The sequence below is a fragment of the Pseudaquabacterium pictum genome (assembly GCF_005403045.1).
In the GTDB taxonomy this organism is placed as follows: Bacteria; Pseudomonadota; Gammaproteobacteria; order Burkholderiales; family Burkholderiaceae_C; genus Pseudaquabacterium; species Pseudaquabacterium pictum.
Genome location: NZ_BJCL01000016.1, coordinates 1 through 20,026, shown reverse-complemented (window position 1 = coordinate 20,026; position 20,026 = coordinate 1). Strand labels below are relative to the sequence as shown.

At 72.2% G+C, this 20,026-nt stretch carries 20 protein-coding genes and 1 pseudogene; 5 read left to right on the top strand and 16 right to left on the bottom strand.

Translation table 11 applies throughout. The features are described 5' to 3' along the window. Positions 1 to 123: 123 nt before the first annotated feature. From pufA to FFT10_RS22290, 10 genes are all read right to left on the bottom strand, one after another. The gene (gene pufA / locus FFT10_RS22330; RefSeq protein WP_137735097.1) at positions 124 to 309 is read right to left on the bottom strand and encodes a light-harvesting antenna LH1, alpha subunit; all 186 of its coding nucleotides are present in this window, start codon (positions 307 to 309) and stop codon (positions 124 to 126) included. An 11-nt stretch (positions 310 to 320) separates the two neighbouring features. Beyond that, positions 321 to 542: a hypothetical protein gene (locus FFT10_RS22325; RefSeq protein ID WP_137735096.1), complete on the bottom strand. Its 222-nt coding sequence runs from the start codon at positions 540 to 542 to the stop codon at positions 321 to 323. 43 nt (positions 543 to 585) lie between these two features. Then, entirely contained in the window at positions 586 to 735 is a 150-nt protein-coding gene (pufB, locus tag FFT10_RS22320) for a light-harvesting antenna LH1, beta subunit (protein ID WP_137735095.1), read from the bottom strand. A 15-nt stretch (positions 736 to 750) separates the two neighbouring features. Next, a complete protein-coding gene (locus FFT10_RS27705; RefSeq protein ID WP_154694098.1) occupies positions 751 to 921 on the bottom strand; it encodes a hypothetical protein in 171 nt (56 codons plus the stop codon). Then, positions 918 to 2,399 carry a chlorophyllide a reductase subunit Z gene (bchZ, locus tag FFT10_RS22315; RefSeq protein ID WP_137735094.1) on the bottom strand — a complete coding sequence of 494 codons (1,482 nt, stop codon included), beginning with the start codon at positions 2,397 to 2,399 and terminating at the stop codon, positions 918 to 920. Before bchZ ends, FFT10_RS27705 begins: the two co-directional genes overlap by 4 nt. Next, the gene (bchY, locus tag FFT10_RS22310) at positions 2,399 to 3,919 is read right to left on the bottom strand and encodes a chlorophyllide a reductase subunit Y (protein WP_137735093.1); all 1,521 of its coding nucleotides are present in this window, start codon (positions 3,917 to 3,919) and stop codon (positions 2,399 to 2,401) included. Before bchY ends, bchZ begins: the two co-directional genes overlap by 1 nt. A 13-nt stretch (positions 3,920 to 3,932) precedes the next feature. Further along, on the bottom strand, positions 3,933 to 4,961 hold the full coding sequence (locus tag FFT10_RS22305) for a chlorophyllide a reductase iron protein subunit X (protein ID WP_137735092.1): 1,029 nt from the start codon (positions 4,959 to 4,961) through the stop codon (positions 3,933 to 3,935). A gap of 1 nt (position 4,962) precedes the next feature. Then, the gene (gene bchC / locus FFT10_RS22300; protein ID WP_137735091.1) at positions 4,963 to 5,925 is read right to left on the bottom strand and encodes a chlorophyll synthesis pathway protein BchC; all 963 of its coding nucleotides are present in this window, start codon (positions 5,923 to 5,925) and stop codon (positions 4,963 to 4,965) included. Positions 5,926 to 6,082: 157 nt separating this feature from the next. Next, positions 6,083 to 7,276, bottom strand: a complete 1,194-nt coding sequence (locus tag FFT10_RS22295; RefSeq protein ID WP_137735090.1) for a methyltransferase — start codon at positions 7,274 to 7,276, stop codon at positions 6,083 to 6,085. A 15-nt stretch (positions 7,277 to 7,291) separates the two neighbouring features. Next, positions 7,292 to 8,185: a polyprenyl synthetase family protein gene (locus FFT10_RS22290; protein WP_137735089.1), complete on the bottom strand. Its 894-nt coding sequence runs from the start codon at positions 8,183 to 8,185 to the stop codon at positions 7,292 to 7,294. Between the two features lie 149 nt (positions 8,186 to 8,334). On the opposite strand from FFT10_RS22290, the gene crtD reads away from it, so the two are divergent. Both crtD and FFT10_RS22280 read left to right on the top strand, forming a co-directional pair. Then, positions 8,335 to 9,903 carry a 1-hydroxycarotenoid 3,4-desaturase CrtD gene (crtD, locus tag FFT10_RS22285; protein ID WP_137735088.1) on the top strand — a complete coding sequence of 523 codons (1,569 nt, stop codon included), beginning with the start codon at positions 8,335 to 8,337 and terminating at the stop codon, positions 9,901 to 9,903. Then, positions 9,861 to 10,790, top strand: coding sequence for a carotenoid 1,2-hydratase family protein (locus FFT10_RS22280; protein ID WP_137735087.1), 930 nt, complete (start codon positions 9,861 to 9,863; stop codon positions 10,788 to 10,790). Before crtD ends, FFT10_RS22280 begins: the two co-directional genes overlap by 43 nt. A 56-nt stretch (positions 10,791 to 10,846) precedes the next feature. Here FFT10_RS22280 and FFT10_RS28645 read toward each other — a convergent pair whose 3' ends face one another. From FFT10_RS28645 to FFT10_RS22270, 3 genes are read right to left on the bottom strand one after another with little or no spacing between them, the layout of a single operon-like run. Further along, positions 10,847 to 10,981 (bottom strand): hypothetical protein, encoded by a 135-nt coding sequence (locus tag FFT10_RS28645; protein WP_265575361.1) that lies wholly within the window; start codon positions 10,979 to 10,981, stop codon positions 10,847 to 10,849. 25 nt (positions 10,982 to 11,006) lie between these two features. Continuing rightward, on the bottom strand, positions 11,007 to 12,098 hold the full coding sequence (locus FFT10_RS22275; RefSeq protein WP_137735086.1) for a phytoene/squalene synthase family protein: 1,092 nt from the start codon (positions 12,096 to 12,098) through the stop codon (positions 11,007 to 11,009). A gap of 10 nt (positions 12,099 to 12,108) precedes the next feature. Beyond that, positions 12,109 to 13,683: a phytoene desaturase gene (locus tag FFT10_RS22270; RefSeq protein ID WP_137735085.1), complete on the bottom strand. Its 1,575-nt coding sequence runs from the start codon at positions 13,681 to 13,683 to the stop codon at positions 12,109 to 12,111. A 171-nt stretch (positions 13,684 to 13,854) separates the two neighbouring features. Here FFT10_RS22270 and ppsR point away from each other — a divergent pair, with 171 nt between their 5' ends. Then, entirely contained in the window at positions 13,855 to 15,315 is a 1,461-nt protein-coding gene (ppsR, locus tag FFT10_RS22265) for a transcriptional regulator PpsR (RefSeq protein ID WP_137735084.1), read from the top strand. Between the two features lie 74 nt (positions 15,316 to 15,389). Next, positions 15,390 to 17,600 (top strand): GAF domain-containing protein, encoded by a 2,211-nt coding sequence (locus FFT10_RS22260; protein WP_228027245.1) that lies wholly within the window; start codon positions 15,390 to 15,392, stop codon positions 17,598 to 17,600. 91 nt (positions 17,601 to 17,691) lie between these two features. On the opposite strand, the gene FFT10_RS22255 is transcribed toward FFT10_RS22260, so the two are convergent. Continuing rightward, complete coding sequence (locus FFT10_RS22255; protein WP_137735082.1) at positions 17,692 to 18,339, bottom strand: biliverdin-producing heme oxygenase; 648 nt, start codon at positions 18,337 to 18,339, stop codon at positions 17,692 to 17,694. A 68-nt stretch (positions 18,340 to 18,407) separates the two neighbouring features. Here FFT10_RS22255 and bchO point away from each other — a divergent pair, with 68 nt between their 5' ends. After that, positions 18,408 to 19,313, top strand: coding sequence for an alpha/beta fold hydrolase BchO (gene bchO / locus FFT10_RS22250; RefSeq protein ID WP_137735081.1), 906 nt, complete (start codon positions 18,408 to 18,410; stop codon positions 19,311 to 19,313). Here the strand turns inward: bchO and FFT10_RS22245 are convergent, their stop codons facing one another. Beyond that, complete coding sequence (locus FFT10_RS22245) at positions 19,314 to 19,619, bottom strand: hypothetical protein (RefSeq protein ID WP_137735080.1); 306 nt, start codon at positions 19,617 to 19,619, stop codon at positions 19,314 to 19,316. It abuts the gene before it with no gap. Between the two features lie 13 nt (positions 19,620 to 19,632). Continuing rightward, positions 19,633 to 20,026 (bottom strand): annotated as a pseudogene (locus FFT10_RS22240) (hypothetical protein); the annotation flags it as partial.

Sequence of the window (20,026 nt, the reverse complement as noted above, 5' to 3'; positions counted from 1 at the left end):
GTTTGCTGGCCCCTGTCACCCAGGTCGGGCGGCAGGCAGCCGGTCTTGCGAATTCTTGGCAGTCAACAGGGCCCGCAGGCCCCGCTGACTGCGGGTGTGCATGGATGCACTGCAGCCGGGCCGTCAGGCCTGGGGCGGCAGCACTTCCATCTGCACGGCAGCCGTCTTGGTCTTCTTCGCGCCATCGAGCCAGTTGAACTTGTCAGTGCTGAGCAGGATGAAGTGAATCAGGATGGCGAGGCCGAACAGGAACGTGCCCATCGCGACCAGGATCCGGCGGGGATCAAACAACAACCACAATCTCCACATGGAAGACTCCTTTAAGGGATGTAGGACATGAAGGTGTAGACCGCCGACTTGACGCCTGCGATCAACGACCCCTCACCCTCGGCGCCTGGCAACCAGGTCCGCCAGCGCATGGTCAGCATCTGGGCGATGAGGGCGATCACCAGAAACACGGCAAATCCGACGAGAAACACCACCGGTGACAGCGCGCCGCCGCCAGGGTGTTGCACATCGGTCTTGAGTGTTGAAGCTGCCATGGTTTGCTCCTTGTTGAGCGGGTTCGAAACAGGTGCTAGCGGCTTACAGCCACGAGCGCCAGTTCCAGACCAGGACGTGCGCGACGATCGCGATCACGGTGAAGCCGATGAAGCTGCTCACGAACATGCCGTGAAACTCCCGCGCTTCCTGTTCGGTCAACCCGGACAGCGAGCCTTGTCGGTCGTTTGCCATGACGTCTTTCCTTTTTCAATGGGCCTCGCGGCCTAGATTGGCCTTTCGGCCGCCGTCGACAGCCCGGCCCGCATCGGCCGCGAGGCCGGTGCGCGCAAGGCCACCTTTACCGCGCTGTGCCCGCGCGGTTGGGTTGGCCCGGCCCACGTTGCCGTGTGCCAGAACAAGGTTGCGGCGCGCCGTCATGCCGGCGCTCCGGTGGTGAGGGCGGCGCGGGCACGGGCCACGCGGTCGGCCGTGATGCGGGCCTCGCCGGCCTGGCGCGCATCGGCCTCGGCACGGTCGCGCAGGCGCTTGGCCGCCGAGATCTGCACCAGCACCGGCTGGGCGCTGACCAGATCGTTCAGCAGCTGTTGTGCGTCGTCGTCCCAGGGGCTGGTGGTGGCCTCGTCCAGCCGCGACGGCGTGGCCGGCGCGCGGTCCAGGTCGGTGCCCAGCGGCAGCACATGGAACAGCGCATCGAACAGCGCGTTGCAGTACTCCTGCAGGATGTAGGTAGCGCCGGCATAACCCATGAACGGCGTGCCGGTGGCGCGGCGGATGATGGCGCCGGGGAACGAGGCCGGGATGTAGCTCGGCCGTGGGCCATGGCCACCGCCGGCTTCGGCCAGGTACATGCGCTCGTTGTAGCTTCCGAACATCACCAGCGGCGGCTTCTCGTGCGTCATCTGCCGGATGGCGGCGTTGTCGGTCTTGGCGCCGGGGATGCGCGGCACGGCGAACTGGCAGGGCAGGCCCAGCTCGTCTTCCAGGTAGTGGCGCAGGCCGCGGGTGTAGGTCTCGCCGGCCACCACCGCGAAGCTGGCGGTGCCGAAGAAATCCTGCGTGACCGAGCGCCACAGGTCCCACACCGGCTTGACCGTGGTGTGCTTCTCGCGCTCGATGAAGGGCTCCGGGTCCAGGCCCAGCAAGGCACCCAGGCTGCGCAGGAACTTGGTGGTGCTGTGCAGGCCGATGGGGGCCTGCAGCCATGGCCGCTCCAGCGCCTCGCACAGCATGGTGCCGTACTCGCGGTAGAGGTTGATGTTGGCGTCGGCATCGGCCAGCTTCTGCACATCGGCCAGGTGGCTGCCGAGCGGGAACACCATGTTGATCTCGGCGCCGATGCCTTCGACCAGGCGGCGGATCTCGTGCAGATCGCTCGGCAGATTGAAGCTGCCGTAGCTGGGGCCGATGATGTTGACGCGCGGCTTGCTGCCCGCCGGCCGTTCGGCCATCGGCTTGCGCGCCGGGATGTGGCGCAGGCCGTACTGGGCCCACAGCCAGAACATCGCGCGGTTGGCGCACTGCCACTGGTCTTCGTCGATGGTGCGCGGCAGGAAGCGCTGCAGCGCCGTGCCCTCGGGTGTGACGCCGCCGCCGATCATCTCGGCGATGCTGCCGGTGACCACCACGCTGGGCAGGTCGGGGTCGAGCACGGCGTGGGCACGCTTCATCGCGCCTTCGGTGCCTTCGCGGCCCAGCTGCTCCTCGGCCAGGCCGGTCACGACGATGGGCAGTTCATGCGGCGGCAGCGCATCGGTGTAGTGCAGCACGCTGGTGACCGGCAGGTTCTCGCAGCCCACCGGGCCGTCGATGACGACCTGCAGGCCCTTGATGGCCGTGAAGACGTAAACGGCGCCCCAGTAGCCGCCAGCGCGATCGTGGTCGAGGACGAGTGCCATCAGATCATTGCCTCCGCCTTGCGCTTGGCATGCAGCTTGATCACCTGCCGCTTGAAGTCGGCGCGGAACTCCGGCCGTGCTTGCGGGGTGTCGGTCCACACGCCCGCCTTGTCGCCCTGGCCGGCATCGCCGAAGAAGGCGCTCATGGTGTCGAAGCGGTGCTTGTTGGCGATGGCCGCGTTGATCACCGCCGCCAGCGAGCCGGCACCGGCCGGGCCCATCAGCGGCCGCGCCGAGATCAGGTTGGTGAAGTACAGGCCGGGGATGCGGGCTTCCTTGGCCGCCTGCACCACCGGCGTGGTGCCGATGGCCAGATCGGGTTTGAATTCATGCATCGCCGCGATGTCCTGCTCCAGGCTGGCGCGGTACTGCACATGCACGCCGCGGGCTTCCAGCCACTGGCGGTCGGCATCGCTCCAGGGGGTGCGCGGGCAGGCGGTGCCGACGTAGCGCAGGTCGGCCCCGCTTTCCACCAGCAGGCGGGCGACGATCAGCTCGCTGCCCTCGTAGCCCGACAGCGTGATCCGGCCCTTGATCGGCTTGGCCGCCAGCGCGCCGCGGATGGCCGGCAGGATGCGGTTCTTGGCCGCGTCGATCAGCGCCTGGGGCACATTGGCGGCATGGCCGATGCCCTGCAGCCAGGCTGCGGTGCCGTCATGCCCCACCGGGGCCGAGCCGACGATGGGCCGGCCGGCCGCTTCGAACTCGCGGATGCTGGCGGTGTAGAACGGGTGGATGGCGGCGACCACGCTGCCATCGAGCGCGGCATACAGCTCGCGCCATTCACGGGTGGGCACCACCGGCCCGGCGGCCAGGCCCATCGGCTCCAGCATCATGCCCAGGATCACCGGATCGGCCGGGAACATCTCGCCGAGCAGCGTGACCGTCGGCTTGGTGGAGCGGCCACCCTGCGGTGCCTGCACCGGGCCGGCTTCCACTTCGGTGCGGGCGTACTTCAGCATGGCGCCGGCCAGCACGTCCTTGGCCTCGGCATGGGTGGGCACGCCGAAGCCGGGCACGTCGATGCCGATGATGCGCACGCCGTTGATCTGCTTGGGCAGCAGCTGCAGCGGCACACCGCTGGCGGTGGGCACGCACAGGTTGATCAGCACGATGCTGTCGTACTGGGCGGGGTCGGCCAGCTTGTAGGTGGCCTCGCGGATGTCCTCGAACAGCTTGCCGGTGACCAGGCTCTCGCTGTTGAAGGGCACATAGCCCACGCTGCGGCGGGCGCCGTAGAAGTGGCTGGTGAAAGTGAGGCCGTAGACACAGCAGGCCGAGCCGCTGAGCACCGTGGCCGTGCGCTTCATGCGCAGGCCCACCCGCAGCGAGCCGAAGGCCGGACACATGCTCTGCGGCTGGTCGTGCGGGCCCTTGGGATAGTCCACCGCGTACTGCGCCAGCGTCTCGCTCTTGCCGGCGGCCTTGGCCGCGGCCAGCATGGTCTCGGCGCCGGAATGGCAGCCGACACCGTCCTCTTTCAGGGCGGCCGGGTTGGCGATGGGGGTGGGCGTGTCCATGGCGGCGCTGTGCTCAGACTTCGTCGTAGATGACTTCGAGCGTCGGCTTGACGATCTCGGTCTTGCCGACCATGTCGAACAGCGTGGCCGGCTCCATCTTGAAGTCGCGGCCGGTGCTCTCGGCGCTGAACAGGCCCAGCAGCTGGTCCTGCGTCTGCGGCTTGGGCCGCACCGGCGGGGCGATGGCGACGTTGGTGGCCAGTTCCTCGAACAGCGGCGCCCACTGGGTGCCGGGGCGGCCGATGATTTCGTAGCTGGCGCTCTTGCGGCGGATGTCTTCGTTCGCCGGGATGGTGGCCAGCACCGGGATGCCGGCGGCCGAGGCGAACTGCTTGGCCTCGCCGGTGCCGTCGTCGCGGTTGATCACCATGCCGGCCACGCCGACGTTGCCGCCGAGCTTGCGGAAGTACTCCACCGCCGAGCAGACGTTGTTGGCCACGTACAGGCTCTGCAGGTCGTTGCTGGCGACGACGATGACCTTCTGGCACATGTCGCGGGCGATCGGCAGGCCGAAGCCGCCGCACACCACGTCGCCCAGGAAGTCGAGCAGCACGTAGTCGAAGCCCCAGTCGTGGAAGCCCAGCTTCTCCAGGGTCTCGAAGCCGTGGATGATGCCGCGCCCGCCGCAGCCGCGGCCCACCTCGGGCCCGCCCAGCTCCATGGCGTAGACGCCGTCGCGCTTGAAGCAGACATCGCCGATGGCCACCGCCTCGCCGGCCAGCTTCTTCTTGCTGCTGGTCTCGATGATGGTGGGGCAGGCCTTGCCGCCGAACAGCAGGCTGGTGGTGTCGCTCTTCGGGTCGCAGCCGATCAGCAGCACCTTCTTGCCCTGCTGGGCCATCATGTAGCTCAGGTTGGCCAGGGTGAAGCTCTTGCCGATGCCGCCCTTGCCGTAGATGGCGATGATCTGGGTTTCCTTGGTCACCGGGCCGGTGGCCACGGCATCGGGCTCGATGGCGGCTTCGGCGCGCAACTGCAGGTCTCGCAGGATCTGGATCGGAGCGGTGGCCGGACCTTGCGGGCTGTTGATGCTGTGCGTCATGTCAGTGGGTCCAATCCAAAACCATCTTGAGACAGGCCACATCGCCGAAGGCGGTGCGGTAGGCGTTGTCGGCCTGTGCGGAGGGCGCGTGGTGGGTGATGAGCCCGTCCAGCGTCAGCAGGCCGTTGGCGATCAGCGCCTGCACGGCCAGCAAGTCGGGGCGCTGCCATTCGGCGGCGGCCCGCAACCGGGCTTCACGCATGAAGGCCGGTGCAAAGTTGAACTGCAGTGGCTGGCTGTAGAAGCCGGCCAGGATCACCTCGCCACCGGGGGCGAGGCGGCTGATCAGGGTGTCGAGCAGCTTGGCGTCGCCGCTGACATCGCAAATGACGTCGTAGTTGCGCCGCGGGTCGGCATCGGGGTGCAGCACGGTGTAGCCCTGGGCGCCCTGGGCGCGCACTGGGTTGGTCTCCCAGACCACGGTGTCGGGGAACCCGGCGGCCACGTTCAGGCGTGCCAGCAGCCGGCCCAGCACGCCGTGGCCGACGATCAGCTGCGGTGCCTTGGGGTGCTCGATGCGGCCGCCGTCGGACACCGCGTGGTAGGCGGTGGCGGCCAGCGCCAGCAGCACGGCCTGTTCACCCAGCGCCTCGTCGACTGCGATCACCCGCCGGCCCGGCACCACCAGGCGCGAGGCGGAGCCGCCGAACAGGCCGCGCACCGGCTGGCCGTCCAGCGGACCGAAGCAGTTGGCGCCCGGCACGAAGACCTGCTGGCCGACCCGCAGGCCGCTGGCCTCGCCGGCCTCGACCACCCGGCCCACCGATTCATAGCCCGGCACCAGCGGGTAACCCATGCCGGGGAAGCTGGGCATGGCGCCGGTGAACAGCAGGCGTTCGGTGCCGGTGGAGATGCCGCTCCAGTGCACGTCGACCACCACATCCTCCGTGGTGGGTGTGGCCAGCACCAGATCCGCCAGGCGGATCTGGTCGGGGCGGGCCAGCAGGACGGCGGTGGTGTTCATGCCGTGGCGGCGCCGCAGGCGCAGTGGAGGGGGGAGGGCAGGGTCAGCATGCGTGGGGAAACTCGGTCATCTGTCACTTTACGCTGACTTGAAAAAGTGTCAAGCAAAGCTGACATCGGGATAGTCCCAGCTTGCGGGTTGCCCGCTGCCGCCACGCTCATCGCGCCACCGGCCGGGCCACCAGCACCTGCGTCTGCAGCGGCATGGCGTTGCGCAGGTGGCGCGGTGCGCTGAAGCCGGCGGCCTGCAGCATCGCGCCCAGCTGGGCGATGGTGCGTGGCCGGCCGCTGCCCATGGCCCACAGATACAGGCCGAAGTACGCGTCGCCCATGGCCTGCGCGCCGGCGGTGCCGGCCATCGGCTCGGCCAGCAGCAGCACGCCGTGCGGCGGCAGCGCGCGGCGGGCCGCATGCAGCAGGGCCATCACGCGGTGGTCGTCGTGGTCGTGCACCACGCGCACCAGGCTGATCACGTCGGCGCCGGCAGGCAGGGCGTCGGTGGTGAAGTCGCCACCCACGGCGGTGGCGCGGTCGCTCAGGCCCAGGGCGGCCAGCCGGCCCTGGGCGCGGCGGGCCACCTCGGGCAGGTCGAACACCATCAGTTTCAGGTGCGGCCAGCGCTGGGCCGCAGCGGCCACGAACACGCCCTCGCCACCGCCCACGTCCAGCAGGCACTGGTGGCGCTGCAGCGGGTAGGTGTCGAGGATCTCGTCGGCCACCAGCGGTTGCGAGGCGGCCATCAGCACCGAGTAGTCGGCCACCTGCTCACGGGCAAGCGTGTGCGGCTGGGCGCTGCGGGCATAGGCCCAGTAGCGCGCCAGTTCGCCCTGGCCGGGTGTGGCGCGCAGCATGGCCAGCGGGTCGGCCAGGTCGGCGTACAGCAGCACATGGTGCTCGACCATCGCGGCGATGGCGGCATTGCCCACCATCGGCGCGCCCAGCGGCCCCAGGCCATAGACCGCGGGGTGACCGCGGCGCTGGCGGCGGGCCAGCAGGCGCAGCGCCACGGCCGCATCGAGCAGGCGGCGGCAGCCTTCGGGCGGCAGCTGCAGCGCCGGCGCCAGGGTCTCGATGCTGGCCGGGCCCTGGGCCAGGCGGTCGAACAGCTTCAGCTGCACGCAGGCCAGCAGCACCTGGGTGTAGCTGAAGCCGGCCACCAGGTCGAACAGCTGGCTGGCCCGCCGGCGGGCGATCGGCCGGGTGAGCGGGAAGCGGGCCGCCCAGCGGCGGAAGGCCGGGCTGGCCACCTGGCGGTCGGCCCAGCGCTGCAGGCCCTCAGCCCAGCGTGTCCACAGGCCGGGCGGGGCGTCGTCCAGTGCAGGGGTGCCGGGCACCGCGGGCAGGGTGGCCATCGGGCGGCGTGCTGCTCAGGCCACCGCGCGGGCGTGGGTCTGGGCGAGCTGGTCGCACAGCGCGGCGGGCACCAGGCGCTCGGACTCGGCCCGCACCAGGGCACGCAGGCGGGCGGCGCCGCGGCAATCGGGCACGGCCGCAGCGGCACGTTCCACCAGCTGCTGGAAATGCGCCACCGCGCCGAGCAGGCCATGGGCGGCGGCCATGCTGGGGCGGCCCAGGGCCTGGTCGCGGCCCACCGGCTTGCCCAGCAGCAGCGGGTCGGCCGCCACGTCGCGGATGTCGTCGGCCACCTGGTAGGCCTCGCCCAGCCACTCGCCCAGCGCCCGCCAGGTGGCCGGGGCGCCGCCGGCGGCTTCGGCGCCGGCCATGGTGGCGGCAGCGAACAGCGCGCCGGTCTTGGCCCGCTGGTAGTCGCGCAGCGACACCTGCGGCTCGCATTCCCAGGCCTGGCCGGCCACGATGCCGTGGGGCTGGCCCACGCCGCGGGCGATCAGTCCCAGCAGGCTGGCCAGCCGCTGTGGATGGCGCGCCGGCGCGGCGGCCAGCGCCTGGAAGGCCAGCACGATGAGCGCGTCGCCCGACAGCACCGCCAGCCGTTCGCCGAAGGCGCTGTGCACCGAGGGCACGCCGCGGCGCATCGGTGAATCGTCGAAGCAGGGCAGGTCGTCATGCACCAGCGAGGCACAGTGCAGCAGCTCCAGCGCCACCGCGGCGGCATCGGTCAATCCGGGGTCGTCGTCGCCACAGGCCAGGGCCACGGCCACGCACAGGCGCGGCCGCACCCGGGCGCCGCCCGGAAACACCGCATGCCGCATCGCAGCAGCCAGACGTGGCGGGGCGCCAGGCACCTCGGTGCTGGAAAGTGCGGCCGACAGCGCCTGCTCGATGCGTTGCATGGGGTCCATGGATCCTCCGGCGGATGCCGGGCAAACCCCAGGTTTCGGACCTGTTGTCAGCGCGACATGACGTTATGATGTGTCATGCAGGATAGACACACGGGCTGGAAGCGTCAACTCTGGTTGTCACTCCGCCACAGACCGGTCGGCGGGGCGCGATGCTGCCGGTGATCGTCATCGGCGCCGGTGTCGGTGGCCTGGCCACTGCGGTGGCGCTGGCGGCCCAGGGCCGCGCGGTGCGGGTGATCGAGCGCGACGCCGCCCCCGGCGGCAAGCTGCGGCCGGTGCGCATCGGCGGCCAGGCACTGGATGCCGGCCCCACGGTGATGACCATGCGCGATGTGTTCGACGGCCTGTTCGCGCTGGCCGGCGAGCGGCTGGACGACCACCTGCGTCTGACCCCGCTGCGCACGCTGGCCCGCCACACCTGGCCCGACGGCAGTTGCTTCGACCTGCATGCCGACCGCGCCGCCACGCTGGACGCCATCGGCCGGCTGTCGGGCGCGGCGGCGGCGCGGCAGTACGCTGATTTCTGCACCCGCTCGCAATCCATCTACGAGACGCTGAACGGCCCCTACCTGCGCCGCAGCCGGCCCAACCCGGTGTCGCTGGCCTGGCGCTGTGCCCAGGGCGGGCTGGCGCAGTGGCTGGCGCTGGCGCGCATCTCGCCGTTCCAGACGCTGTGGCGTGAACTGGGCCGCCAGTTCAGCGACCCGCGCCTGCGCCAGCTGTTCGCCCGCTATGCCACCTACGGCGGCTCGTCGCCGCTGGCCGCGCCAGCCACGCTGATGCTGATCGCCCATGTGGAACAGGCCGGCGTGTGGAGCGTGGACGGCGGCATGCACCAGCTGGCGCAAGCCCTGGTGCAGCTGGCGCAGCGGCTGGGCGTGCGCTTCAGCTGCGGCCAGCAGGTCTCGCGGGTGCTGCTGCACCAGGGCCGGGCGGCCGGCGTGCAGCTGGTCGGCCCCGACGGCCAGCCCGGCGAGACGGTGGCCGCGGCCAGCGTGGTGTTCAACGGCGATGCCGCGGCGCTGGGCGCCGGCCTGCTGGGCGACGGTGTGCGCCGCGCGGTGCCGGTGCGGCCGGTGGCCGGCCGCTCGCTGTCGGCGCTGACCTGGAACCTGCACGCGCCGACGCGCGGCTTCCCGCTGCTGCGGCACACGGTGTTCTTCTCGGGCGACTATCCGCTGGAGTTCCAGGAACTGTTCGCCCAGGGCCGCCTGCCCACCGAGCCCACCGTCTACATCTGCGCCCAGGACCGCGCCGACGATCCGCTGCCCACCGACAGCGGACCCGAGCGCCTGCTGTGCCTGGTCAACGCCCCGGCCACCGGCGACCGCGGCGCGCCCACCGACGAGGAGATCGCCGCATGCGAGCAACGCACCTTCGCGCATCTGCGCCGGCTGGGCCTGCAGCTGCAGCCCGACAGCCCGGGCCGGCTGCGCCACAGCCCGGCGCACTGGGCACAGCGCTTCCCGGCGACGGGCGGGGCGCTGTATGGCCAGGCCACGCACGGCTGGCAGGCCTCGTTCAGCCGGCCGGCGGCGGCCACGGCGGTGCCGGGGCTGTTCCTGGCGGGGGGCAGCACGCACCCCGGGGCGGGGGTGCCGATGGCCGCGCTGTCGGGTCTGCAGGCGGCACAGCAGGTGCTGGCCGAGCGCCCTGGCCCGATTTCGACCATGCAGTGGCGCCCGGCGGCTATGCCTGGTGGTACCTCGACGCGCTGAGCGACGACGGCCGCCACGGCCTGGTGGTGATTGCCTTCGTCGGCAGCGTCTTCTCGCCGTACTACGCCTGGGCCCGCCGGCGCCAGGGCGGGCTGGCCGATCCGCAGCAGCATGTGGCCATCAACGTGGCGCTGTACACCCCCGGCGGCGGGCCGGGTGCCCGCTGGGCGATGACCGAGCGGGGTGCCGGCGCGCTGCAGCGCAATGCCCACACGTTGGCCATCGGGCCCAGCGCGCTGCGCTGGGAGGGTGATGCGCTGACCGTCACGCTGGATGAATGGTGCGTGCCGCTGCCGCGTCGCCTGCGCGGCACCTTGCGGCTGCATCCGCAGGCGCTGGGCGCACCGGCGCCGCTGCAGCTCGACAGTGCCGGCCAGCACCACTGGTGGCCGATCGCGCCCTGCGCCCGCATCGATGTCGACCTGGCCGACCCCGGCTGGCGCTGGCGCGGCCATGCCTACCTGGACAGCAACCGCGGCAGCGTGCCGCTGGAGCACAGTTTCGCCAGCTGGCAGTGGGCCCGCGCCAGCCTGGATGGGCAGCGCAGCGCCGTGGCCTACGACGCGCTGGAACGCGACGGCACGGCCCGCCACATCGGCCTGCAGTTCGATGCGCAGGGCCGCTGCCAGCCGGTGGCTGCGCCGCCGATGCAGGCCTTGGCGCGCACGGCGGTGTTCCGCGTGCCGCGCAGCCAGCGCAGCGATGCCGGCCAGCCGCCGCGGGTGCACACCACGCTGGAGGACACGCCGTTCTACAACCGCAGCCTGGTGACCACGCAGTGGCTGGGCCAGCCGGCGCTGGCGATGCATGAGAGCCTGGACCTGGGCCGCTTCAGCCAGCCCATCGTGCAGGCGATGCTGCCGTTCCGCATGCCGCGGCGCGGCTGAGCCCGGACGCATGCCTGGACCTGCGTCCTGGCATGCGTCTGGCGAATCGGCCGAGCTCAGGGCTTGGGCGGGGGCGGCCCGGGCGGTTTGTCGCGCTCGGCCGCGCGGCGGTCACGCCGCAGGCTGTAGAGCTGCCAGGCGCCCCAGACCAGCGGCGCGCCGAAGAACAGCAGCAGCTCCCATTCAATCATTGCGTCGCGCGGCTGGCGTGCGGGCCTACTCGGCGCCGCCGGCCATGGCATTGCCCTCGGCCATGTTCCAGCCGCGGTCGCGCCGCTCCAGCCGGTCGAACAGCGCCACCACCGCGGCCAGGCGCTTGGGCGCCGGCGGCACGAAGTGGCCGTCGTGCAGCGGGCCGGTCACCGCCTCCACCAGGTAGCGGGTGGCTGGCAGCGGCGGCTGCGGCCGCCAGCTGTCGTCGGGCATCAGCGTCAGCATCGCGCGCAGCAGGCTGGTGGCCTTGCGCCGGCGGCTGACGACGGCGCGGCGGTCCACCGCATTCAGGCCCTGGCGTTCCACCTCCAGGCCGATCTGGGCATACAGGAAGCGCGCCGCGTTGATGCCCGGGCGGCAGCCCAGCGGCAGCGCAGCCACACCGGCGTCCACCCGGGTGTAGAGCGCATCGGCTTCGCGCAGCAGGCGCTGCACCACCGCGCCGAGCGCCGGGCTGTGCCGCGGCTCGGCCAGCCAGCGGTCAGGGCAGAGGCCGGCCTCGCGCAGCCACTGGCGCGGCAGGTACAGCCGGCCCAGGCGGGCATCCTCGCCCACGTCGCGGGCAATGTTGGAGAGCTGCATGGCCACGCCCAGGTCGCAGGCGCGGGCCAGGCCGGCGGCGCTGCGCACGCCCATCAGCAGGGCCATCATCGCGCCCACCGTGCCGGCCACACGCGCGGCATAGGCCTGCACCTCGTGCAGCGTCTCATAGCGGCGGCCGGCGGCATCCCACTCGAAGCCTTCGATCAGTGCATGCGGCAGCACCGCCGGGATGTCGAAGCGCCGCACCACCGCGGCCAGCGCGCGGTCGGCCGCCTCGGGGCCGGGGCGGCCGGCGTAGATGCTGTCCAGGCGCTTGCGCAGCCGTCCGACCGCCTGGCTGGCGGCGATGCGGGCCGCGGCATCGTCGGCCGCATGCGGTGTGCCGCCGCCGGTCTGGCCGTCGACCTCGTCATCGGCCAGGCGGCAGAAGGCATACAGCGCGCAGGCCGGGTCCCGCACTGCGGCCGGCAGCAGCTTGCTGGCGGCCAGGAAGGTGCGCGAGCCATTGGCCAGCAGCTGCTTGCAGGCCGCGAGATCGCGGGCCTCGTCCATGCCCGGGGCCTCAGGCCCGTGCTGCGGCTGCAACTTCATCGCCATGCGGAACCACCGTGTCAAGAATGCGCGCCGAGGACAGCACCCCGGGCAGGCCGGCGCCCGGGTGGGTGCCGGCACCCACCAGGTACAGCCGGGCGATGTCTTCGCTCTGGTTGTGCGGACGGAACCAGGCGCTCTGCAGCAGCACCGGCTCCAGGCCGAAGGCCGCGCCGCGGAAGGACGACAGCCGGTCCTGGAAGTCCAGCGGCGTGATCATGTGCGAGCTGACCACGGCCTTCGACAGCCCGGGCAGCAGCGTGCTCTCCAGCCGGCGCTCGATCTTCTGGCGGTAGGGCTCGGCGGCCTTGGTCCAGTCGGCATCGCCCTGCAGGTGTGGCACCGGCGACAGCACGTAGAACGCGTCGCAGCCGGGCGGCGCCAGCGAGGTGTCCGTCGCCGTGGGCCGGTGCAGGTAGAGGCTGAAGTCGTCGGCCAGGTGCTTGCGGTCGAAGATGTCGGTCAGCAGGCCCTGGTAGCGCGGGCCCAGGGCGATGGTGTGGTGGGCCACGTCGTGGTACTGGCGCTTGGTGCCGAAGTACCAGACGAACAGGCTCATCGAGTACTTGGCGCGCTCGATCTTGGCGTCGGTCCAGCGCTTGCGGTGCTCGGGCGCGATCAGCTTGCGGTAGGTGGTGGCTGAATCCGCGTTGGAAACCACCGCGTCCGCCGCCAGGCGCTCCCCATTGGCCAGCTGCACGCCGCAGGCCTGGCCGTCCTTCACCAGGATCTGCGCCACGCTGGTGTTGCAGCGCACCACATTGCCCTGGCCCTCGATCAGCTTGACCAGGCCGGTGACCAGCGCGCCGGTGCCGCCGATGGCGAAGTGCACGCCGAAGCGCCGCTCCAGGAAGGCGATCAGGCAGTACACCGAGGTGGTGGCGAACGGGTTGCCGCCCACCAGCAGCGACTGGAAGGTCAGCACCACGCGCAGCCGCGGGTCCTGCACATGCTTGCAGGCCAGCTGCCACACGGTACGCCAGGCCTCCAGCTTGACCATCTGCGGCACCACCTTGGCCATGTCGGTCCAGTGGCTGAAGGGCTTGTCGCCGAGCTGCTCGAAGCCCACCTTGTAGATGGCCTCGCTGGCCTTCAGGAAGTTCTCGTAGCCCTGCACGTCGCCGGGCGCGAACCGGCCGATCTCGGCACGCATCTGGGCCGGATCGCCGGTGTAGTTGAACTCTTCGCCGCTGTCGAAGCGCACGCGGTAGAACGGGCTCACCGGGACGACCTGGACGTCGTCGGCCAGGCGCTTGCCGCACAGGGCCCACAGCTCCTCCAGCAGGAAGGGCGCGGTGATCACCGTGGGGCCGGCGTCGAAGGTGAAGCCGTCCTGCTTGTAGACATAGGCGCGGCCGCCCGGGGCGTCCAGCTGTTCCAGCACGGTGACGCGCCAGCCGCGGGCGCCCAGCCGCACTGCGGCGGCCAGGCCGCCGAAGCCGCTGCCGATCACCACCGCGTGGGGAGGGGCCTTGCCCCGGGCCGTGCCGGCCGTGGTGGCAGGGTGGGTCGGGGCCCCGTGGGCCGGCAGTGCATGTGTCAACATTTCTTGATGGTATTTGTGTCTAGTTTGATTGACAATAGGGTTGCCCTCCTTCTCCGCTGGCTTGTTCCGCGCGGTGGTGATGCGGTAAAGTCCATTCTCCAGGTGTGCCCATTTCGACGGCGCCATCCAAAGGAGTCTGGTGGCAGCGAACCGTAGAGAAGGGACACTGGCATGAGTCCAAGCCCTCCTGAAGTGGCGGATCTGGGCGCATTGGCCGGGCTGGCGCCCGAGCTGGCGAACACCTTCGCCTCCATCGCCAGCGACATCGCGCTGGTGATCGACGCTGCCGGCGTGATCCGCAACGTGGCCCTGGGCGATGCCGGCATCGGCCGCCGTGCCGACCAATGGATCGGCTGCCATTTCACCGACACCGTCACCCAGGACACCCGCAGCAAGATCGAGCAGCTGCTGCAGGAGGTGCAGCGCACCGGCGTCTCGCGCCGCCGCGAAGTCAACGTGCCCGGCGTGGGCGGCACCAGCATTCCGGTGGCCTTTGCCGCCATCCGCCTGGGCGCCGACGGCCCGGTGCTGGCCGTGGGCCGCGACCTGCGGGCCATCGCCGCGATCCAGCAGCGCTTCCTCGACGCCCAGCAGGAGCTGGAGCGCGACTACTGGCGCCAGCGCCAGACCGAAGCTCGCTACCGCCTGCTGTTCCAGGTGGCCACCGATGCGGTGCTGGTGGTCGATGCCGCCACGCTGACCATCATCGAGGCCAACCGCGCCGCGGCCGAGCTGTTCGGCAGCGCGCCGGCGCAGATGGCCGGCCAGCAGGCGGCCGCCGGCATCGATGCCGGTTCGCGCCCGGCGGTGGAGGAACTGCTCAGCGCCGCCCGCGCCAGCGGCAAGCCGGCCGAGATCCGCGCCCGCCTGGCCGGCCCGGGCGGCACCACCAGCCTGGCGCTGGTGGATGTGTCGGCGACGCCGTTCCGCGCCACTGCCGACGGCACCAGCCAGCTGCTGCTGCTGGTGCGGGTGCGCAGCACCGAGCGCCGCGGCAGCGATGCCGCCCGCCGGCTGGCCGACTTCGTCGAGCACACGCCCGATGCGGTGGTCATCACCGACAGCCATGGCCGCCTGCAGAGCGCCAACCCGGCCTTCCTGGCGCTGTGTGCCGCCGGCGCCACCGACAGCACCGTCAAGGGCCGCAACCTGGGCGATCTGCTGGGCGATCCCGGCCACCGCCTGGCCGCCCTGGTGGCCGAGGTGCGTCGCAACGGCATCGCCAGCCAGGTGCGCGCGCCCATCGGCGGGCTGCGCGGCCCCTGGATGGGCGTGCGCACCGACGAGGTCGAGGTCTCGGCCGCCCTGCTGGCCGAGGGTGACCAGGAGTGCATCGGCTTCATCCTGCGCCGCCAGTCGCCGCGCTCCGACCTGCCGCTGCAGCCGGTGGACGGCCTGGCGATGGCCATCGAGAACCTGGCCGCGCAGCTGGGGCGCGTCTCCTTGCCCGAGCTGATGCAGGAGGCCACCCACCTGGCCGAGCGCCACCTGATCCGCAGCGCGCTGGAGCGTTCGCGCGGCCACGCCGCCACCGCGGCCGAATGGCTGGGCATCACGCCCGAGAGCCTGTCGCTGCGGCTGATGCGGCATGGCCTGGTTGCCGACGGCGAGACCCCGCCGCTGCTGAACTGACACCAGGCGGCGCCCAGCGCAAGCCCGGGATTGCCGCCGGCGCGGCCGCTGCGGGCTGGGTTAACCTCGCGCCCGTGGACCACAGCCCCGCCTTCGGCCAGGCCGACCTCAGCAACTGCGAGCGCGAGCTCATCCACCTCGCCGGCTCGATCCAGCCGCACGGTGCGCTGCTGGTGCTGCGCGAGCGTGACGGCCTGGTGGTGCAAGCCTCCGCCAACTGCGGTGATCTGTTGGGCCTGCCCGCCGACCGCCTGCTGATGCGCCCCTTGTCGGTGCTGGGTGGCGACCTGGACGCCCGGGTGCGGCTGCTGTCGGCGGCGCCCGACCTGGCCGAGCCGCGGCCGCTGCAGGCCCACACCGTGGTGGCTGGCAAGGCCCGGGAATGGCTGCTGGTGCTGCACCGGGTGCCGCAGCAGGGTGTGCTGGCGCTGGAGTTCGAGGCCGCCGGCGGCAGTGCACCGGAAGTGCTGGTGGCCGAGACGCCGTCCCTGATGGCGCGTCTGTCGGAGGCGGTGCAGCGCTTCGGCCAGGCCGCCACCATCCCGGCGCTGTGTGACGGCATCACCCGCTGCGTGCGCGACCTGACCGGCTACGACCGGGTGATGGTCTACAAGTTCGACCCCGACGGCCACGGCAAGATCATTGCCGAGGCCCGCCATCCCCGGCTGGAGACGCTGCTGGGCCACCAGTACCCGTCCACCGACATCCCGCAGCGCGCCCGCGCGCTGTACCTGGCCAACCGGGTGCGGGTGCTGGTCGACGTGCACTACCAGCCGGTGCCGCTGGTGCCGGTGCAGCTGCCGGCCGACCCGGACGGCGGCCGGCCGCAGGCCGAGGAACTCGACATGTCGATGTGCGCGCTGCGCAGCATGTCGCCGCTGCATCTGCAGTACCTGAAGAACATGGGCGTCACCGGCACGCTGGTGGTGTCGCTGGTGCGCGAGGGTCGGTTGTGGGGCCTGATCGCCGCCCACCATGACACGCCCCGGGCGATCTCGCCGGCACTGCGCGCCGCCTGCGACCTGCTGGCCGAGGTGGCGGCCACCCGCATCGCCGCGATCGAGAACTATGCGCATGCCCAGGTGGCCATCCTGGTGCGGCGGCTGGAGCAGCGCCTGGTCGAGGCCACGTCCACCGAGGGCGACTGGCGGCTGGCGCTGTTCCGCAACCCGCGCACCCTGCTGCAGCCGCTGGAGGCCACCGGCGCCGCGCTGTTCCATGACGGCGAATGGCTGACCACCGGCGAGGTGCCGTCCACGCCCGAGCTGCGCCAGCTGCTGCTGTGGGTGGATGAACGCTATGCCGAGGCGCCGTTCGCCACCGCCTCGGTGGGGCGCGACGAGCCGTTGCTGGAATCGCTGACGCCGGTGGCCAGCGGCGTGCTGGCGGTCAAGCTGTCGAACCAGCGGCCCGACTACCTGCTGTGGTTCCGCAAGGAGCAGCTGCGCACCGTCACCTGGGCCGGTGACCCGGCCAAGCCGACGGTCGACGATGACCCGCTGACGCTGTCGCCACGGCGCTCGTTCGCCGCCTGGAGCGAGATCGTGCGCGGCACCGCGCTGCCCTGGAGCGCGGCCGAGCTGGCGCTGGGCCGGGCCATCGGCGCCTCGCTGGTCGACATCATCGTGCAGGTCAATGCCGTGCGGCTGCTGGTGGCCGAGCACCAGCTGGCTGGTGTGCGCGCCACGGTGCAGAGCTCGCGCGAGCCGGTGGCCATCGCCGACGGCAACGGCCACCTGCTGTTCGCCAACCCGGCCTTCGCCGCGCTGATGGGCCGCGCGCCCGACAGCCTGGCCACGCTGGATGCGCTGGCCGCCGCCTTCACCGACCCCGCCCAGCTGCAGGCCGGGCTGGACTCGGTGCGCAGCCTGCACCAGGCCTGGCGCGGCGAGCTGGGCCTGCGCCGCAGCGGCGACGGCGACGGCGGCGAGGCGCTGCCGGTGGGCTTGCGCATCGAGCTGGTGCCCGGCCGTGACGGCCAGGTGCTGGGCTACATCCTGGTGCTGAGCGACCTGCGCGACAGCCACCGCGCCGACGCCGCCCGCCGCCACCTGGAAGACGCGCTGCAGCAGGCTGGCCGCGGCGGCCGCAACGATGCCGCCGCCGAGGTCCCTGGCAGCCCGGCCGACCAGGTCATCAGCGCCATCCTCACCAATGCCAGCCTGGCGGCAATGGACATCGCCGACAGCGCCGGCGGCCCCGGCGTGGCGCCGCTGCTGGAAGAGGTGGAGGCCTCGGCGCGCCGCGCCGCGGTGCTCTATGGCCGCATCCGTCAGCTGGTCTGAGCCCGGACGCGGGACAGGACCTGCGTCCTGTCATGCGCCTGGCGAAGCGGCCGAGCTCTGCGAGGCCGTGGGGCAGCCCGGACGCGTTGCGCTAGTGCACCGGCCCGGCCAGCTCCTCGAACAGCCGCACATGCTGCGCGAACGCCCACTGCGCCTCGGCCACCAGGGCCTGCGCTGTCGCCTCGTCCAGCACCAGGCCGTCCAGCGCCCGGCGCAGGGCCTGGCCCCGCTGCGCCACCTGCGCTGGCGGGCCGAAGTCGAAAAAGCGGGTGCCGGTGTCACCTTGCAGGCCGTAGGCCCGCTGGGCCACCCGGCGCAGCGCCTGGCCGCCGGCCAGATCGCCCAGATAGCGCACATAGGCATGGGCGGCCAGCACCGGCGGCTGCTGGTCCGCCAGCGTCTGCAGCCGTTGCACATAGACGGTGGCCGCGTCGGCGTGCAGCAACACGGCGGTGTCGGCGGTGGCGGCCAGCGGCGCCAGGTCGGCCAGGTCGGTCTGCAGGGCCGCGCTGCGGGCCAGCGGGCCGAGCTGCAGCGGGGCCAGCTGCGGGTGGGCGGCATGCTGCTCCAGACCGGCTTCCAGCGCCTGGTAGACCAGCAGCAGGTTGCGCTGCAGCTGCCAGAAACCGGCCGCCGGCAGGGTGCCGCGCAGCAGGGCCGGCATCACGCCCGCCCGCTCGGCGGCGGCGTGCCAGGCCGAGGTGCCATCACGCAGGCGCTGCGCCAGACCCAGGTTCATGCATGCCTTCGCGCTGCCGGAGGGCGGCCCGGTTGGCGGCCCCATCGGCCGATGATAGCGGCCGCACCATGACCGGCGCGCTCGACTGGTCGCGCGATGGCGCGCACTGGCCGCACCGTGGCGCCAGCCGGTTCGTCGAGGCCGGCGGCTGTGCCTGGCATGTGCAGGTGCTGCGCGGCGCGCCGGGCCAGCCGGTGCTGTGGCTGCTGCACGGCACCGGCGCGGCCAGCCATTCCTGGCGCGCGCTGATGGCCCTGCTGGCGCCGCATGCCACGCTGGTGGTGCCCGATCTGCCGGGCCATGGCTTCAGCGGGCCGCTGCGTGGTGCATCGCTGCCGACGATGGCGCGGTCGCTTGCGGCGCTGGCCGATGCCCTGGCCTTGCCGCCGACGGCCGTGCTGGGCCATTCGGCCGGCTGCGCGCTGGCCGTGCGCGCCGTGCTCGATGGCCACCTGGCGCCGCAGCAGCTGGTCGGCATCAATGCGGCGCTGCTGCCGTTCGAAGGGCTGGCCGGCCGGGTGTTCGCGCCGATGGCGCGGCTGATGGCCCGCCAGGCCTGGGTGCCGTGGCTGTTCGCCCGCCGTGCCGGCGATGCGGCGGCGGTGCAGCGCCTGGTGGCCGCCACCGGCTCCACGCTGGATGCCCAGGGCCTGGCCTTGTACGCCCGGCTGATGCGCAGCCCGGCCCATGTGGCCGGTGCGCTGGCGATGATGGCCGACTGGGACCTGGACAGCCTCTGGCAAGAGCTGCCCCGGCTGCCGGCGCCGCTGCTGCTGTTGGCCGGCGGGCAGGACGGCACCGTGCCGCCGGCCCAGGCGCAACGGGTGCGGCTGAAGCTGCCGCCCACCCGGGTGCAGCTGCTCGACGGCCTGGGCCACCTGGCGCATGAAGAGGCGCCGCAGCGGGTGGCCGATGCACTGGCGGTGCTGGGCGTGGCCGGCCTGCACCGGCGGCCGCCGCGCCAGGCGGCCTGATCAGCGGGGCGGTGCCACCCGGCCCTGCGCGTCCAGCGCCAGCATGCACTGCCGGCGGCCGAAGCCCGCCGGATCATCGACCACCACCGCGCCCGAGGCGGCAGCGGCCACCGCATAACCATGCGCCGCGGCCTGGGCCTGCACCCGGGCCAGCGGCGTGCCGGCGGCCTGGGCAGCGCAGAAGGCCTGCAGCTGGCGGTCGGCCGAGAAGAACGGCCAGAACGCCAGCGCCACGCCACCCAGCATCGTGGCGGTCATGCCGCCGAAGACCGACCAGCGCAGCTTGGAGGTGGATTGCAGGGCCATGGCAGCGGGTGGATCAGCGGAGGGTCTCGGCGGTGGCCAGTGCCTTCGCCGCCCGCGACAGCCCGGCCGCATCCATCTGCGGCAGCGGCAGATAGCGCGCGGCCAGCGCGTCGGAGAGTTGCCGCGCCACGCTGGGCGCGGCGCCGTTGGTGCTGCGGCTGGCGCCCGGCGCGGTGTCGACCACCAGCATGCCCAGGCCCAGCGCGCGCAGCTGGCGGGCGCTGGCCAGCGCGTCGGCGGTGGCCAGGTCGCGTCCCGGCGCGCCGTTGCGGGCGATGTTGGCGCGGGCATCGGTCAGCAGCACCAGCACCGGCGTGCCGCCGCGGCGCAGCAGGGTGGCGGCCAGCGCGGCGGCGAAGGCACTGGCCACCGCCGAGACCCTCCGCTGATCCACCCGCTGCCATGGC